Annotated in this window: 19 protein-coding genes; 5 read left to right on the forward strand and 14 right to left on the reverse strand. The window is 37.6% G+C overall.

Going from position 1 to position 16,617, the window contains the following annotated elements:
* Positions 1–3: 3 nt before the first annotated feature.
* The 4 genes from IPJ16_18310 to IPJ16_18325 all read left to right on the forward strand — a co-directional run bounded on the left by IPJ16_18310 (position 4) and on the right by IPJ16_18325 (position 2,599).
* On the forward strand, positions 4–573 hold the full coding sequence (locus tag IPJ16_18310; protein MBK7629119.1) for a RepA protein: 570 nt from the start codon (positions 4–6) through the stop codon (positions 571–573).
* A gap of 16 nt (positions 574–589) precedes the next feature.
* Positions 590–1,417, forward strand: a complete 828-nt coding sequence (locus IPJ16_18315) for a toprim domain-containing protein (GenBank protein MBK7629120.1) — start codon at positions 590–592, stop codon at positions 1,415–1,417.
* Between the two features lie 159 nt (positions 1,418–1,576).
* Complete coding sequence (locus IPJ16_18320) at positions 1,577–2,317, forward strand: ParA family protein (protein MBK7629121.1); 741 nt, start codon at positions 1,577–1,579, stop codon at positions 2,315–2,317.
* A gap of 3 nt (positions 2,318–2,320) precedes the next feature.
* A complete protein-coding gene (locus tag IPJ16_18325; GenBank protein ID MBK7629122.1) occupies positions 2,321–2,599 on the forward strand; it encodes a hypothetical protein in 279 nt (92 codons plus the stop codon).
* An 85-nt stretch (positions 2,600–2,684) separates the two neighbouring features.
* Here the strand turns inward: IPJ16_18325 and IPJ16_18330 are convergent, their stop codons facing one another.
* The 14 genes from IPJ16_18330 to IPJ16_18395 all read right to left on the reverse strand — a co-directional run bounded on the left by IPJ16_18330 (position 2,685) and on the right by IPJ16_18395 (position 13,990).
* Entirely contained in the window at positions 2,685–3,017 is a 333-nt protein-coding gene (locus IPJ16_18330; protein MBK7629123.1) for a single-stranded DNA-binding protein, read from the reverse strand.
* A gap of 914 nt (positions 3,018–3,931) precedes the next feature.
* Positions 3,932–4,417 carry a JAB domain-containing protein gene (locus IPJ16_18335; protein ID MBK7629124.1) on the reverse strand — a complete coding sequence of 162 codons (486 nt, stop codon included), beginning with the start codon at positions 4,415–4,417 and terminating at the stop codon, positions 3,932–3,934.
* Positions 4,418–4,931: 514 nt separating this feature from the next.
* Positions 4,932–5,594 carry a PKD domain-containing protein gene (locus IPJ16_18340; GenBank protein ID MBK7629125.1) on the reverse strand — a complete coding sequence of 221 codons (663 nt, stop codon included), beginning with the start codon at positions 5,592–5,594 and terminating at the stop codon, positions 4,932–4,934.
* On the reverse strand, positions 5,591–7,498 hold the full coding sequence (locus IPJ16_18345; GenBank protein ID MBK7629126.1) for a T9SS type A sorting domain-containing protein: 1,908 nt from the start codon (positions 7,496–7,498) through the stop codon (positions 5,591–5,593). The genes IPJ16_18340 and IPJ16_18345 overlap by 4 nt, the downstream gene beginning before the upstream one ends.
* 284 nt (positions 7,499–7,782) lie before the next feature.
* On the reverse strand, positions 7,783–9,819 hold the full coding sequence (locus tag IPJ16_18350) for a hypothetical protein (protein ID MBK7629127.1): 2,037 nt from the start codon (positions 9,817–9,819) through the stop codon (positions 7,783–7,785).
* Positions 9,820–9,896: 77 nt separating this feature from the next.
* Entirely contained in the window at positions 9,897–10,112 is a 216-nt protein-coding gene (locus IPJ16_18355; GenBank protein MBK7629128.1) for a hypothetical protein, read from the reverse strand.
* 81 nt (positions 10,113–10,193) lie between these two features.
* Positions 10,194–10,682, reverse strand: coding sequence for a hypothetical protein (locus IPJ16_18360; GenBank protein ID MBK7629129.1), 489 nt, complete (start codon positions 10,680–10,682; stop codon positions 10,194–10,196).
* Between the two features lie 227 nt (positions 10,683–10,909).
* A complete protein-coding gene (locus IPJ16_18365) occupies positions 10,910–11,416 on the reverse strand; it encodes a hypothetical protein (protein ID MBK7629130.1) in 507 nt (168 codons plus the stop codon).
* Between the two features lie 100 nt (positions 11,417–11,516).
* A complete protein-coding gene (locus tag IPJ16_18370) occupies positions 11,517–11,759 on the reverse strand; it encodes a hypothetical protein (GenBank protein ID MBK7629131.1) in 243 nt (80 codons plus the stop codon).
* Between the two features lie 3 nt (positions 11,760–11,762).
* Entirely contained in the window at positions 11,763–12,164 is a 402-nt protein-coding gene (locus IPJ16_18375; GenBank protein ID MBK7629132.1) for a hypothetical protein, read from the reverse strand.
* Positions 12,121–12,267: a hypothetical protein gene (locus IPJ16_18380; protein MBK7629133.1), complete on the reverse strand. Its 147-nt coding sequence runs from the start codon at positions 12,265–12,267 to the stop codon at positions 12,121–12,123. Before IPJ16_18380 ends, IPJ16_18375 begins: the two co-directional genes overlap by 44 nt.
* A 57-nt stretch (positions 12,268–12,324) precedes the next feature.
* Complete coding sequence (locus IPJ16_18385; GenBank protein ID MBK7629134.1) at positions 12,325–13,047, reverse strand: DUF4138 domain-containing protein; 723 nt, start codon at positions 13,045–13,047, stop codon at positions 12,325–12,327.
* Between the two features lie 266 nt (positions 13,048–13,313).
* Positions 13,314–13,550, reverse strand: coding sequence for a conjugative transposon protein TraM (traM, locus tag IPJ16_18390; GenBank protein ID MBK7629135.1), 237 nt, complete (start codon positions 13,548–13,550; stop codon positions 13,314–13,316).
* A gap of 212 nt (positions 13,551–13,762) precedes the next feature.
* The gene (locus tag IPJ16_18395; GenBank protein MBK7629136.1) at positions 13,763–13,990 is read right to left on the reverse strand and encodes a hypothetical protein; all 228 of its coding nucleotides are present in this window, start codon (positions 13,988–13,990) and stop codon (positions 13,763–13,765) included.
* 722 nt (positions 13,991–14,712) lie between these two features.
* Between IPJ16_18395 and IPJ16_18400 the strand changes: the two genes are divergently transcribed.
* A complete protein-coding gene (locus IPJ16_18400; GenBank protein MBK7629137.1) occupies positions 14,713–14,874 on the forward strand; it encodes a hypothetical protein in 162 nt (53 codons plus the stop codon).
* The last annotated feature ends 1,743 nt before the right edge of the window (positions 14,875–16,617 follow it).

Below are 16,617 nucleotides of genomic sequence, written 5' to 3' on the forward strand. Positions count from 1 at the left end.
CGTATGAAATATATCCCTTTAAATAAATTCCCGGAATACGACGAAAATCCATTCATGGAGAATGCTCTTAAGGAGATAAATACACATTCAGTTCAAAAAAAGGTATTTGTCAGAGGGAATAAATCAGTATTAAATCATGTAATAAATAATGATGGCGAAATTGTTGCTCATAGTGCGTTTCTTAGAACCATTGAAGTTGACGAAAGCCAATTTGTTAAGGTCTACCTAAGCCGGTTTGCTGCTTTCTATGACCTTAATAAAGCTGCAATGAAGGTCTTTGGATATATTCTTACGAAATGTGTAATACCGAATAAGGACATTTTATATATAGATTTTGGCGAAGCAAAAGACTTTACAGGATATTCAGCAAATAATATTATTCGTGCCGGATTGTCATGCCTTGTGGAACAGGGAATTATAGCCAGATCCACAAACCCGTATAAATATTACATGAATCCATTAGTTGTCTTCAATGGTGACAGGATAACGTTTGCAGATTCTTATATAAAGAAGAAAAAAAAGATTTCTGACTCAAATAAGAACCAATTATCAATTTGGGCAGCTGAATTGTAATTATTAAAGCCTGATAATGAACTGTAACGAAGCCAAAAGAGTTGATATTATTGATTTTCTGGCACTAAATGGATTTAAGCCTGATTATAATCAGGGTGTTAACTATTGGTACAAATCACCACTCAGGGACGAAAAAAAGCCCTCTTTTAAAGTAAATTCATTCAAGAATCTTTGGTTTGACTTTGGCATAGGGGAAGGTGGAGATCTTCTCAAACTTATTTGCCTATTATTCAAGGTTGATAATTCAAATGCTTTAAAGATTCTTTCTAGAAATCAATATTCTAATCATCAACCTGATTTAAATACTGAGGATTCCAAGGTGATCATTACAAATGTAAAAGAATTATCAAATATTCAGCTGATTAACTATTTGGATTCTAGAAAAATAAAGTCTCATTTCGCAATAAAATATTGTAAAGAAGTCTCATTTAGGCTAAAAGATAGAAATTTCTATGCTATAGGATTCCAGAACGATTCCAAGGGATATGAATTAAGATGCAAATACTTTAAAGGTTCCTGTACTCCCAAAGATGTAACACTACTTAAGAACAATGCAGATATACTATTAGTGTTTGAAGGATTTATAGATTTTCTGTCCTGGTTCGATTGTAAATTATTTTTTGCCGGAGATCATGATTACTTAATTCTCAATACTCTTTCATTCCTGAACAAAAGTAAAGCTTTGATAAAGGAATATAATGAAGTGCTACTCTTCCTGGATAATGATGAAGCCGGTAAGAAGGCAACCGCTGAACTTATTGGCTCTGGTCTTTCTAAATGCATCGATATGTCAACTGGATATTCAGAATTTAAAGATCTGAATGATTCATTATTCAGAATATAAATAGTCTCATTTTCCTCTTAGCATGCTCAACTATTCTGGTATTTTAAATAAATAATATATTAATTTTAAATATTTGTAATACTTTATTATGTTTTAATATTTATAATATATTATTTTTATATAATATTTATAATATTTGCACTTTTATAAAGAAAATAAATGAAGAAAATAGTTATTGCTAATCACAAAGGTGGAGTAGGAAAAACCACTTCATCAATAAACATTTCTGCCGGGCTTGCGAAAAAGGGGAAGAATGTACTTATTATAGATACAGATCCTCAATCCAACCTTACGGAGAGCTTTGGGATCTTTGATCCGGTTAAAGATCTATACCTTTCTTTCAGTAAAGGAGAACCTCTTCCAATAATTAAAATCAAGAAAAATTTGTCCATTGTCCCTAATTCATTGAATTTTTCTGGCATTGAGTTGGAAATTGCCGGAAGAATGCCAAGGGAGATTATTCTAAAAGAACTAATGGCAGGACTTGACAAAACATATGACTACTGTATTATTGATTGTCCTCCCTCTCTTGGTTTAATTACACTCAATGCCCTGGTAGCCGCTGATGAAGTCTATATCCCTATGGAAGCTGAGTTCCTGGCTTATAGGGGAATTGATTCGATTGTAGGAATTATAAATTTGGTTAAGAAGCACTTTAACCCAGGACTTATGATCAAAGGAGTATTTTTCACAAAATATAATGAGCAAAGGGTTCTGACAAAAGAGATCAAAAACCAGATAAAGGGATATTTCGGCGACAATCTCATGAAAACCGCAATAAGAGTTAACGTAGCACTGGCTGAAGCTCAATCAAGTGGTAAAGATATATTTGAATATGACCCTAACAGTAACGGGGCAAAAGATTACATGAGTTTAGTAAATGAAATCTCAAAAAATTAAACCATGGCAAAGAAGAACTTTGATAATCTCTCGAAAAACAGTCACCTGAGTGGAGGTTTGAGCAACCTGATTCCAGAAATAAATACAGACCATGAATCAAAAAAGCAAAAGGTATCGACTAATGATGTTCCTAAGACTTTCCTGATGCTTCCTGATGATTATGAATATCTGCAAACATACTCAAGGTATATGGCGTTTCATAATAACTCTAAATACCCTTTAAAAAGGGCCCTAAGCGATGCAATCAAACTCCTAAGGGAAACTCACCCGGAGATTAAATAATTATAAGCAGCCTCAGAGAATCATTTCTGGGGTTTTATCTTTCTGAAGGTTTAACAAAAAAAGGGGGGATGTCATCCCCCTTAATTTATTTTTCTGATTTAGGTTTGCTATGAAATTCTACTGTATCAACTGTACATGTAAGAATAGCTAAGGCTTTTTTAGGATCTTCTTTATCGATGTAAGCCCTTGCTGAAACGTCACCCTGAATGGTTACCTGGGTTCCAACTTTAAGAAATGGGAAGACGTTTTCACGGTTCCAGAGTGCACACTCGAACCATGTTGTCTCTGTCACTTTCTCACCGTTTTTGGCTGTGAAATGTTTATCAGCAGCCACGGTAAAGTTAAGAACTTTAGAATTACCAACCTGTGCAACTGGCTTCACTGAGCCGATGTTGCCTGTGAAAATTGTTACGATCATAGTAATAAAATTTTAAGTAAATAATAATATAATGCTGTAAACCAGCAATTTTACGCAAAGTGCAGCCTATTAGAATAAATAAGGAAAAAAGGAAACGCAATAAATAGTGTAGCGGTTTTATGGCGTAGTCTTTTGGGTGCGGCGGATCGTATTGCATTGGCCTCCATTTTATTCGTTAGGCTAACTTGGTGTATAATTCTGGTTAAATGACCATGAGGCTTAGCCGAATACCACTATCTGATCCGAGCGAGGATCTCACAGCAAGGAATCTGGAATTTGGGACTAGAGCGAAGGAAAGTGTTAGACTTTTAGCAGCGCAGTGAAATGAAGCGGAGCTGTTAAAAGGCTAACTCTTTCCAGGCAAAGGGGAAGGGGTTTTCAATTTGCAGCTATTCTTCCTGCAAATTGAAATCTCCTTTTAGACAAACATTCTTAGTCTTCTGTGTTTGGCTAAAAACCGTGCAGTGGCAGAGTATTTGATTAAAATATCCTTAACGGAGAGCAGTTAAAAATAGGTTCAAGTAGTTCCTATGAGATTTCTTATGATAATGGATCACATCCAGCGGAGAATGATTGAAACTAAGTGGTACATCAATATCTTTAATTCAAAGAACTGTAAAAAGAGGGCGACACTTATCGTGAAAGTCAATGTCTGCAATACAATTTCAGAAATAATCTACTGTCTGATAAAAGGAAAGTGTCGCCCGGGGGATCTTTAAATATCATTAATTATTGCACGTTATAATCCAGCAAACCAAAGTTGTACATTTTGCTTAGTATTTCAAATATTCAAAAGGACAATTAAATTAATATCGGACAAATGAAGTCAACTGTGCTACATTTAAATCTATGCAACTGTTAAAATTGCTTCCAGAGGCTGTAAACATAAAAAAATACCCCGAAGGGTATTATTTTTATAAATGACCTTCATCAGCAAAACTTCTGTATACATCCCTTTCAGGAGTGACAATAATGTGATCAAGAAGCTGAATATCGAGCAGATTTCCTGCTTCCTTTATTTTATTGGTAATTTTCTGATCGCTCTCACTTGGATTGCTGTTTCCTGAAGGGTGATTATGAGCGATTATTATTCCTGAAGCGTTACCTTTAAGGGCATACTGGTAAATCATCCGAACATCCATCAAAGAACCGGAAATACCTCCTTCAGAAAGAGTAGTAATTCCAAGAACTTTATTAGCCCTGTTAAGTAACAGCATTTTGACTGTTTCTTTATGCTCGATTGTAGAATGGTCCCAGAAGTCGAAAAAGATCTTGTGGGCATCCCTGGAACAACTAACTACAAGGCGCTCCGAAGGTTTAACTTTAGTCACATAGGTGAGAGTGACTTCTGCTACATGAAGAAAATCGATTGCTTGCTGGGTGGACTGTGTGTTTTTCATAATGAGATAGAATTAAGTTAAACAAAGTTTTTACCAGCGTACGAAAGCCAGAAGGACTAAATAAGTGCAAAAGGAAACGGAATAAAAAGCTCAGCGGCTTTATGCCGTAGTCTTTTGCGTGTGAGGAATATTTGAGGGAGGGCCATCGTTTTAGGACTTATGGCTAACTTTGTAAAAAACTTGTTTATAGACGTGAGCCCAGGGCGAACACCATAGTTATATTATGATTTTAGCAGTACCATTGTACCGCTCAAATCATAGCATTAGCGCTGTGAAGGGTTTAGAACACGATGAAGCTTTTTCAGCTTCGAGGCTTCCGGAGTGAAGCGGAGCCTGTAACATAGCGACACGGGGAGAAAACTCAGATTTGAAATTAAAATACCGCCTCCCGTGAAATGCCCTAAAATTTAAATAAAATGACATAAATAATATCGGTGAAAAGCAACGAGACTAAAGGAGCAGCTCACAAAGCTGCTCCTTCCAATGAAATAAAATTAAACCTTACACCCATATCTTAATTTAAAACAATATATTCTGATACAAGACTTGACCAATCTCCGCTATTATCCTTAACCCGAACTCGGATCTGCTTCTGCCCTGCACTACCAAAAACATATCTGATCTTGCTCAAAGATGTGCTAAACTTATAATTTGCAAGCGTATACTCATACTCTGTAATTTTCCCGCTAAACCTTGCATCTCTATCATAAGAGGACGAAGCATCCACCTCATATTCATATGGACTTGAAACGCCTATTTTCTTAACAGTAAATTGTGCCACCGGGACTATATTTCGGAAAACTGTAAATGTTATAGAAAACTTTGCTTCTTCATTAAAAGAATCTTTAGCAGTAAGGCTAAATATATTTTGTCCTTCTGTCGCTCCTATGAAGCTAATAAATTCAGTACCAATTTCAAAAGTGCTTTTTTGTTGCTCTTGAGAGACCTGCAATATTATCTTTTCTTCATCCTGGATTAAGTATTGTAAGGATAGTGGTACACCGATCTTGAGTGAATCCGAGTAAGCGTTTCCCTCAAGAGTAACCCCGCTTTTAACTAGCGTTAGAGAAGGGGCTTTGTTAACATCAATAAAGTAATCTTCCCGATTATCGCACGATGAGAAAAAAAATTGACCTCCCAAAACAAAAAGCACAATGCAAAATTTTAACGGTTTCATTTTTTTATGATTTTGATATTTTTCTTAGAATTTCTGAACCCATTGATTTCCAGAATATAAATATCTGATTTCAGAGAACTGAAATCAATTGCGACAGCCTCGCTGTCAAAAATAAGAGACTCGATTATCTTACCTGAAATATTGAAAATCTTAACGGTTTTTATTCTTTCGTTGCTTGTAAGTGAAAGTATTTCGCTTACCGGATTAGGATAGCAGGAGAACGTAATTTCCTTATTTTTCTCGATGCCAGTGACAGGATTAACGACTGTAATTATTTCATCTTTCAAAACTGAATCACTGCATCCTCCCTCACTTTTGATAGTTAACTGAACACTGAATTTTTTGGAATTAACACCAAGAGTGTTGTAATAGTGTACCGGGCTGTGTTCAGTTATAATATCGCCCTCAAAGAAGTTCCAGGAATAACTACTGGCGTTAACGCTTGTATTTGTAAACTTAATTGCATCACCAAGTGTAACAGTAGTTATGTCCTGAGTGAAATCAGCCTTAACAATATCAATGGAAATTTTCTGTTCAAGATAATCGCTTAAGCAACCGTTTAGATCAAGGCTCTTGACGTAAACAGTATTACCAGTGGTAATGTCGCTTAAAGTGTATTTTGTACCATCCATTAAATAAGCGTGCCCGGAATCAAACCATTTGTAGCTCAGGTAAGCAGGGTTAACAACATTAATGTTAACCGTAGAACCTTTACAATAGCTTGTTTTAAGATCTGTTGTTGGAAGGCTTATCTGATCAAACACCTTAATCATTACGAAGTTTGAATAAACTGTACTGTTACCACTTGTGACAGCTCTCCTGTAATAAGTGTTAACTTTTAATGCATCAGGTCTGTAAGATATCCCTACTTCTGAGGCGATATCAATCCAGGTAACACCTTGCAGAGAATACTGCCATTGATAAGAGTACTGACCGGTTCCTCCCCCCGGGCTTGTCCCGGAAAGAAGGGCGGGGACAGTATTATAACAGATACTTTGAGCCTCACTAACGACTCCCGGCAAAATACTATCAAATACAGTAATAGTTAATATGTTGCTGTATTTCTCCCCGCAAGATCCGTCAGTTACCTTCCGTTTAAAGTATGTTTTTTGTGAAAGTACCCCGGGTTGGTAATCTTTCCCATCACCCCCTGAAATTACTATCTGCCAGTCGATATTATTTACAGAGTAGTACCACTGGTAAGTGAAAGTACCGGTTCCTCCAGTTGGAAGCGTTCCTGTTAAAGCAGAAGGCGATGTATTATAAGTTATTGACTGATCGTTTCCGATTGTCCCTCCCTGAAGCTCATCATTAACAGTGATTTTAACGCTGTTCGTGTAACCAGTGCCACAGGCACTGGTTACCTTTTTCCGGAAGAATTTTGAAACTGTAAGAACTCCGGCATCGTAATAGTCATTTGTTGATCCTGTTATGTCGGTCCAACTTGCATTATTATCTGATATTTGCCATAGGTTTTGTATAGATTGGCCAGTAGGCAAAACTGTAGTTGTAATCGGAGCTGCAGCAAAAGTTTTACAAACTGACTGATCGCTTCCAATTGTTCCTGGATCGAAAGCGGGGTTAACTGTAATGGTAATAATATTAGTGTAAATTGTCCCATTACCTGCAGTCACCATCTTCTTGCGGAAGTACATAGTATTATTTAAGACACCACTTTGGTAGGTGTCTGAAGTAGCTGTACTTATATCGCTCCATTCTACTGCATCTTCTGATTTCATCCAATTTTGACTATTTACAACTACACCAGCAGAGGGACCAGTAATAGTGGTAAGAAGTGCCGGAGCTGCTGCGTAACAAATAGCTTGATCCATGCCTATTGTACCAACCAAAACCTCTGTGGTAACGGTTATTGTTATCGTGTTGGTTGCTAAAGTACCACACATTCCGCTTGTGGTCAACCTCTTGAAATAAGTCGTTTGTGAAGTGGCTGGTGGTTGATAAAAAGCTTCTGTTTCACCAGTTATATTGGTCCAGGCTAAGTTATCAATGGATTTTTGCCATTGATAAGTAAATGATCTGGTTCCTCCGGTAGCAATCGTTGAAACATCAAGTTTCTGAGGTATTGTGTTAAATAGAATAGTTTGATCAGTCCCAATAGTCCCAGGAATAAAAATGGGGTTAACATTAATAGTTATTATGTTCGTTTCTTTTACACCGCAAAGATCTGTTACAACCTTTTGAAATAGGTTTTAACAGTTAATGTGGTTGGTTCATAATAGCTATCTGTTGCCGCTGTAACTACCGTCCAGCTCGATGAATTAAGCGAAGATTTCCATTGGTTTGTATATGAACCGTTTCCTCCGGATGGAAGACTAATTGAATTTAAGGATGCCGGGATATCGTTATTACAAACCGTCTGATCTGCCCCGATTACTCCAGGGATGAAATTATCATGAACTGTAACAGTAACGATATTTGTGTAATCATCAATTGATGCAGACGTTACTCTTTTGCGGAAATAAGTTGTTTTTATTAGTACACCTGGTTGGTAAGTATCGCTGTTAGCCGCTGTTTTATTTGTCCAGTTTGTACCATCCTCAGTTTTTTGCCATTGATACAAGTAAGTACCGTTTCCACCAGATGGAATAACACTGGTAGTTAATTGGGCTGGTGTGGTATTGTAACAAATTGTTTGATTTGCTACTATGCTCCCGGGAACAAGTAATGAATTAACATTGATTGTTAATACATTGGTTTCAATCGTCCCGCAAGATCCATCAGTGGTCAGTCGCTTAAAATATTTTTTAACTGTCAGGGCTGGCGGCTGAAAGCTTTCAGACGTTGCGCCGGTTACGTTTGACCATGTTGAATTATCAATGGAATTTTGCCATTGATATGCAAAAGATCCTACTCCTCCCGTAGCGGTCTGAACGGAAACCAGTTCTGCTGGCACGGCTCCATAATTCACGGTTTGTGAAGAACCAATTACTCCTGGTAAAAACTGATTATGAACTGTAATAGTAATTTGATTACTGTTTACAGTTCCACAGGTTCCGCTTGTTTCCTTTCTTCTGAAATAAGAAGTCGAAGTTAAGGCTCCCGAAGTGTACGTTTCTGAATTTGCAGTAGGGATATCGGTCCATGATGAAGCAACAAGTTTTTGCCATTGATATGTATATGCACCCGTTCCTCCGGCGGGGTAAGTGTTTGTTAGAAATATTCCCGGAGAGGTCCCGTAACAAATTGTTTGATCTGATTTTACCGATCCCCCAACAAGGGGACTATTTACAATTATTTGCACGGAATTAGATTGAACTGTTCCACAGCTGCCACTTGTTTCAGATCTTCTGAAGTAAAGCGAAGATGTCATTACTCCTGGAGAATATGTTTCAGATGTTGCGCCAGAGATATTGTTCCAGGTAGAATTATTAACTGAGTTCTGCCATTGATATGTAAACGATCCTGTTCCTCCTGTCGGTAAAGAACTTGTTACAAGTAATGCCGGGGCAGTGTTATAACATATTGTCTGGCTGTTGCTGATTGAACCAGCAATCAGATCCGGCCTAACGGTTACAACAACTGTATTTGTATAGCCGGAGCCGCAGGGATTAATAACTTTTCTTCTGTAATAAGTTGTCGAAGTAAGGCTAACCGGTTGGTATGATTCGTTTGCAGCTCCACTTATTGGCGACCAAACAGAATTATTCGGAGAAGACTCCCAGAGCCAGGTAAAAGTTCCTGTTCCAACCGTTGGTGCAACATCTGTTGTCAGCAATGCGGGGACCTGATTATAACAGATTGTTTGACCGGCCCCGATTGTTCCTACATAAACATCCGGTCTTATATTGATCGTAACTGTGTTTGTGTAACCACTTCCGCAAAGATCTGTTACAGTTTTACGATAATAAGTTTTTGTGGTCAATACTGGTGGCTGGTAGGATGTGCCACTGGCCCCGCTTATATTATTCCAGTTAGAATTATCAATCGAACTCTCCCAGGTATAGGTAAATGAATTACTCCCTCCTGAAGCAGCCAGGGTAGTAGTTAAAAGACTTGGAGAAGAACTATAGCAAATTGTTTGATCAGCTCCAATAGTCCCAATAGTAACAGCGGATCTGACAGAAATTTGAATAGTGTTTGTATAACCCGCTCCGCAGGAAGCATCTTTTACATGCCTTCGATAATAAGTTGATAGATTTAAACTACCTGGCTGATATGTTTCGCTTGTAGCTCCGGAAATAACATTAAAATCAGTACCATTCAAAGAATTCTCCCAGGTGTAAGTATATGTTCCCTGACCCCCCGATGGGCTTGTACTTGTTAGCAGAGCCGGTGTTGTATTTATACAAATAGTTTGAGCTGATCAATGGAGCCAACAGAGAAAACAGGCTTAACAGTAATTGTTATAGTATTATTGTAACCATTACCACAACTAGCATCAGTTACTTTCCTGCGGTAATATTTGGTTGCTGTTAATGCTCCGGGCTGATAAGTGGCTTCTGTAGCACCTGTTATAATACTCCAATCGATATTATTAAAGAGAGCTTTCCCATACATAAGTATAAGTTCCTTGTCCTCCTGATGGCGCTGTAGCGTTTTTCAAGTAGTGTTGGCGTGACGCCATTACAGATCGTCTGACTACTGCCAACCGTTCCTATAGAAAGCGGGTCTTATTGTAACTGTTACAGTGTTTGTATACTTATAACTACAATTAGCGTCTATTACTTTTTTGCGAAAATAGGTAGTTTGAGTTAAGGCAGTGGACTGGTAAGAAACAAGGGTTGCTCCGGGTATGGCATTAAATGTAGAATTGTCCAGCGAACTTTCCCAGGCATAAGTAAAAGAATTTGATGCTCCTGAAGGATTGGAAAGAGTTGCTATAATTGCCGGTATTTCATTATAACAAATAGTCTGGTTACTACCAATACTGCCAGTTGATAGATCCGTCCGGACATCAATTGTAATCGTATTAGTATAAACCGTGTTGCATGAGTTTATAATTGCCTTGCGATAATATGTTTTAGAAGTAAGGGCCGGTGGCTGGTAATTCTGACTCGTAGAAGATCCGAGGCAGCAGTCAGTTGAGTTATCCGGCGAACTATACCACTGGTAAAGTGTTTGAACCAATGCCTCCTGTTTCAATAGCAGTAACCGTAAGAATGCTTGGGATAGCATTATAGCACAAAGTCTGGTCTGATCCAATTGTTCCCGCTGCCAAATCATTATAGCCGTGTATCTGAATCGAATTTGTATATAACTCGCCACAACTGGCATCAATAGTTTTTCTTTAAAATAAGTATAACCAAGAGCGAAAGATGGTTGGTATGTTTTCCCAGTCGCTCCTGAAATTGAGTTCAGTTCGTATTATCTGTAGAACTATACCATTGATAACTATAATTAGGATAAGAGCTTCCTCCCGTTGGTGCTGTCGTTTCTGTTATTGTTGCCGGTGAAATATTATAACAAACATCCTGATTGCTTCCAATTGCTCCGGTGGTTAGAGCAGCGTAAACATATTTTATTACTTCATTACTTGGAGGACTTACACAACCCAATTCTGTAGTTGTCAAAAATCTTCTATATGATGTTGTCTGATTAATATAAGTTGGTTGGTAAGATGCTGAATTAGCTCCTGATATAGAATTCCAACTACCAGCGCCTGTTTTGCTTTGCCAATTAATTGTATAGGCAGAATTAGAAGATAAAGAAATATCGACTATATTTTGTGGTGTTCCTCCAACATTACAAATAACCTCGTTTGAGCCTATAGAATTACTGTATGTTCCTACGACTTTCAGGTCGAATCCGATCATGTAGCTGTTACCAGAACAATAATCCTGAGAAAGGTACAAAAGCTCCAATTACCAACTACATTAAAAACCCGGCTGAAACACATAAGTAAAATTCCAAGAACCTTCTGCTGAAAGATTCGCAGGATCTATTACTAAAGCAACAGATCCATCAGGTCTTTTTTACAGTAATAGGGTTGGCCCACCAATACTCGTCACACCATCCATACTGATCACACTCGTAGAGCCAATTGTTTGATCCATATAAAGTGGTAGTACTTGCAGAGTTTACACATAGAGAAGGAATATCTTCCACGCTTTGACTGGTTGAAGTACACGACTGACCAAAAGAATAATTGGTTGACAGTAAAACAATTATTAAAGTAGAATAAAAAAGGAGTAGTAATTTTTTCATAGCCTAGAAGTTATAGTTCAATCCAATTTTTATGATGAAACTGGCATTACCAACCTTGCTAAGCTGAAAGAAACGCTGGTCAAGATCCAGGTTAAGCATTATCTTGCCAGAGATGAAATATTCAGCGCAAAGCCCTATGTTCTCTCCGACAAAAAACTGGCTTTTCTTTTCGTCCAAGATTGAATTACTTATGAATTCCACTCCCGTTAGAAAACCCCCTTTTACATTGAAAAATAACTTATCCCCTGGATTATAGAAAGTATAGATCAGCTCCGGGTTTGCATATACAATTGAGGCGTTGCTTAAATCAAAGCTTACTCTTTCAAAGTCAAGGCTTCCACGATAAGCAAGATTACCACTTTTAAAAGGTAATTCTTGAAGAGACGTTAAAACCGTTTTTAACATAAGCATAATTAATTCCCAATGCCTTACTTCCTTCAACATGTATCAACTGTGCGCCTGCTGAAACCGAAATAATTAAAAATGCAAGTATTAGTCTAATTTTCATTTGCGGAGAGTTTTTGTTCAAATACTTTCACTTTTAACATTTTATCTCCTGATATCTCTATAATCGGGTTCGGGTCCCCTTAAGTTCCCTGAGCTGGATAACCAGAGAGCCGACCTTGCCTCCGGTAAAACGCTCTGTTACATAACCCAGCTCTTGTTTTGGTATGCAGTAACAACCTTCACAGGATTCAAATTCGATTTTAATTCTCTGCTCGATCTTGGCCTCGTTTTTCATCCCTTTTCGCTTTCCCTCCACAACCTTGAAGTATATTCCGTCAATGTTATAATCGCTGCCGGTATTGTTAATTATAATGATCTTGAAGTATGTAAAATTGTCGTCATTCTTTATGTTGGCAACCTGAAAGGTCAAACCATTCTCTACCTTGCCGATCGAGCTATATTCTGTCTTATCAGAGAGTACGCTGTTAAGGCGTTCTTTCATCTTTGAGTTATTGCTTTCAAGGGTGGCGACCTCTCTCATTTTCTTCTCATCTGTCTTTTTAATTTCTTCACTCGTGAAGTCATAGAAAATCTTCGTGCTATCGCCATATTTCAACCGGCCATACCAGATCTTTTCATTATCAAGCTTAACGGTTATTGACGTTTCAGGGGAAAGAGGATCATTGCCACGGATTACGCAATTCTTGCCATTTTGAAAAATATCATAATACTTATTTTTATTCTCCCCAATTGATGGATTGTTGCCAACAACAATAAAAACAATACTATCAGTGAAATTTAGGGTTGCGGTAAAGTCTTTATTTACTTCAATTACACCCATATTTTGAGCAGTCATGGGACCTGCCAAAAGGCAAACAATACTGTTAAGAGAATATTTCTCATGTTACTCTTTTTTAATAAAAACTTTGTAGCCTTTATATGGGCTTACGATTGGTTCCTTTTTTCTTGTCATGGCCCTTATTGTATTCTCCACGGCATTAGCGGCAATTCCTACTCGGTACCTGCAGCAATACCAGATGAAATAGCAGAAGAAGTTTCATTAGTGGTTTGACTGGCACCTTCCTAACCGATTCATTAAGGTTTCCTTCATAGGAAGCCCCCGGAATATTTTTCATCGAAAACAATTAAACTATTTACCGAGGAAACCAAGCCATCAGTATTCATTATCTGGTAAATATTTATATCGAAAACATTTCCAGATTCTGAAGCTTTCCCATAAAGGATGGCGTTTTTCTTAAAAACCTTTCCGTCTATCGAGAGATCCTCAAGAAGGAAAAAAACAACCGATGATTGGTTTTTTATTTTGGTGTCTTCTTCCAGCATTGCAGCAGTAAACCCGTCGTTTTTAGCCTGCGAACCATGTGCGGATTTTTTCCTGAGGATCTTTCAGAAACAATTATTCCAAAACCTCCGGTATCTTCTTCTTTCTTCTGAGGAGCTACGCTTCTTGTTTCTGCCAGTATTTTTCCTTTTTACTTTTATGGGTTCTTGTTTCTGAGGTACCGGCATTCTTACCTGGTCCTCGGTATTGGACTTCATTTCAACATCTTTGCGGGGTTCTGACTGGTAAGTTTTAAAATCAGCAGTTTTGATAGATCCTGTTTTACTTCCGGCTCCTGGTAAGAGTTGGCCTTTTTTAGCCGGTTATTATATTCCTCCTTTGCCAGGTCTTTCTCTACCAGATCAGGAACGGTAAAATCCGCAGCTGCAGATCCAGAAGAAGGGTCTTTTTTAGAATAGACACTCACACCATAAATAACCATTATCAGAATAACTATGCCAATAGCACCAAAAATATTAACTTCTCCTTATTCATAGTTAATTAATTTCAATGCGGTTATTCTCTGCAAACCTTGTGATCAATAGCCCGTGAGGGTTTAGAGGATAATTCCGGCTAACAAATATTATTAACCCGGTTGTTTCAAACGAATATCTAACTGTTTGGTCATCCTGTGTGATGGACAGACCCGCCTTAACCCGGAAAAGAATAAGGCTCGTTATTTCCTAAGATCTCTATATTCTCAGAGAGTATTTCAATAGTTTGTTTTATTCCATAACTTGAAACCTTTGTATACCAGCCATCATTCTTGCGTTTTATATAAAGCTGCTCTATTGAATTATCGCCAAACCACAAAGCTTTTTCAAGGCTCTTCTCAACATTAAAAGCATCATATTGATAGAAATAAGTATGAAACTTTTCAGGTGGTCTTTGATCTCAACCTTAATGTTTTCATCCCTTTGCATCCACTTCATGGGTATCACTTCGCCATTAGAATCAAGAACCAACACAGTATTTAACTGCTTGGTGTAAAGGTTATTAATGGAAAATGCGAATATTGCCGATGAACAAACAAATGAAATCATTAAACCCCATACGACCAGTCAGATTGATAATTAGGGTTTATAGATATCTATTTTAGGTTTGTCCATCATGCTACTTGATTAATTCTTTCAAAAGGGCATTGACATTTTAAAAAGCTTGATTTTGATTACAATAACCAGGATAAGAGCCAAAATAACCATCAGTCCTCCTGAAATAGCCATACTGGATGGATCTACAGGAGGCACTGGCATAATAACAGTCATTATATCAAACAGGGTATTTGCAAAAACAACCACGAAAGCATATGGGATTATGACCAGATAGTAACGAGCATACATCTTGGGAAACATTGTATATATAATCTTTAGTTTTATCGAAGATTGAAAGGGCAATCATTAATGGAATAAAAGATTTTGATAAGCCCCATAAAGAAATAACGCTCCGCCAGAAAAAACAGGGTAGATTAAAAAGTCGAGGATTTTTTAATAAGAACTGCGTTATGTGGTGTAGGCTCCTCCTGTCAGCTGGAAGGATTCATCATATTTACGACCTCTCCAATCTTTTCTTAAAACACCATCTATTGCAGATTCGTTAGCCGGTGGCGGAGTAACAGGAAGGAAGAAACAGTAAATAAATCCGGTTTGCTATTAAAACCCCTTAATGCCTCCGATTCGATCATTGCACATGCTGAATCAAATACATCTAAATCTGAGTACTTAATCCGACCAGCAAAAAGCCCAAGCATTCTAAGCAGGGTATAGGGAGAAAATCCTTCATCTCCTCACAAGACTTTCCCTGATTTTGAAAAGCTTCTGAAGAAGCTCTTCCAAAAGCGAGAGAGCCAATATTAAGGCTCTATAGATTTTGAAAACTATGTTGGAAGACCAGGTAACCAAGATCACCTGCAAACATTGCTTTTTCTATAGACTTTATCCAGATACTCTAGTCCCATATAAATTACTTAAAAATGCTATTAATATAATTTAAGCGTTCTAAGTTGCATCCATGATTATCAAGTATTTCAACTTCGATTATTGCTGAATTTGACTCCAAGATCTCTAAGTTCTTTAATGGCCTGGTTCATGTTAAGTAAACGCTTTTCACCATCGGACATTTCAGAAAAATTATCAGTAAGCACCACTGTAAGCGTAATGGCACAGCTTGTTTGGCTCAACAGCCCCCATCATAGATTCACACGTGGCGATATTCAGATAGTTAAAACAATTATGATCACTAATTGTTTTTAAGAATTAAGGACCCTTGTATAAGATCCACTAACCTGAACAATAGCCAGTTCAAGATTATGATAATTTGCAACCTTGCGATTAATCTTTCTAAGTTTCTCTGTTGCGTCCCTTATTGCCTGTAAGCTTTCTTTGTGTATTCTTGTTCGGTAAGGGGTGGTAATTTGCCTAATACGATCGTATTTTTTCCAGACTCTCTTTTGCTGCATCTTCGGCCTGCCAGGTAGGGTTTCTTTACAACCATGGTTAAACCAGCTGGAATTGACCAAAGATTTCAATTCAGAATAAGCAGCAAAACACACATAAAGTTCTCATTTAAGCATTTTTGATTTTACTGAATTTTTTCTATTGCACTCTCCATATTTCCGGTTTCTTTAAAAAGTTCCATGACCTCAATTGTACTCCTTCCTCAGTCTGAAATGCCAGGAGAACTTTCTTTGCCAGCTCCAACCTCATTATATTGCTCTCAGATCCTATGCAGGAGTAAAAATTCTGAATATTTTATTTTTCCCGTGAAGTTGTATTTGATTGATCCCAACTGGTTCTCTTAGCACTCCTTTAGAGAAGAAGGCGCTCAGCCAATCTTTCCCCTGTAGCCTTTCTCATTTTGCATAATGTACATTACCTGTGTATATCGATCATTGCATTTGAAGCATCGTTTTTGGTAGCTGGTTTGGAGATTGAAGCACAATTCAATAGCTGCCTCCTGTTTTCTGGCCGCCTGATAGAAGTACTCTGCAGATGAAAGCACTGATGGAAATTTTAACATTTTTGCGAATTCATCAAAAAAAATTACCCCTTTGTGCTGCGATCTTTCCAGACA

This window comes from Bacteroidales bacterium (genome assembly GCA_016709865.1).
In the GTDB taxonomy this organism is placed as follows: Bacteria; Bacteroidota; Bacteroidia; order Bacteroidales; family VadinHA17; genus LD21.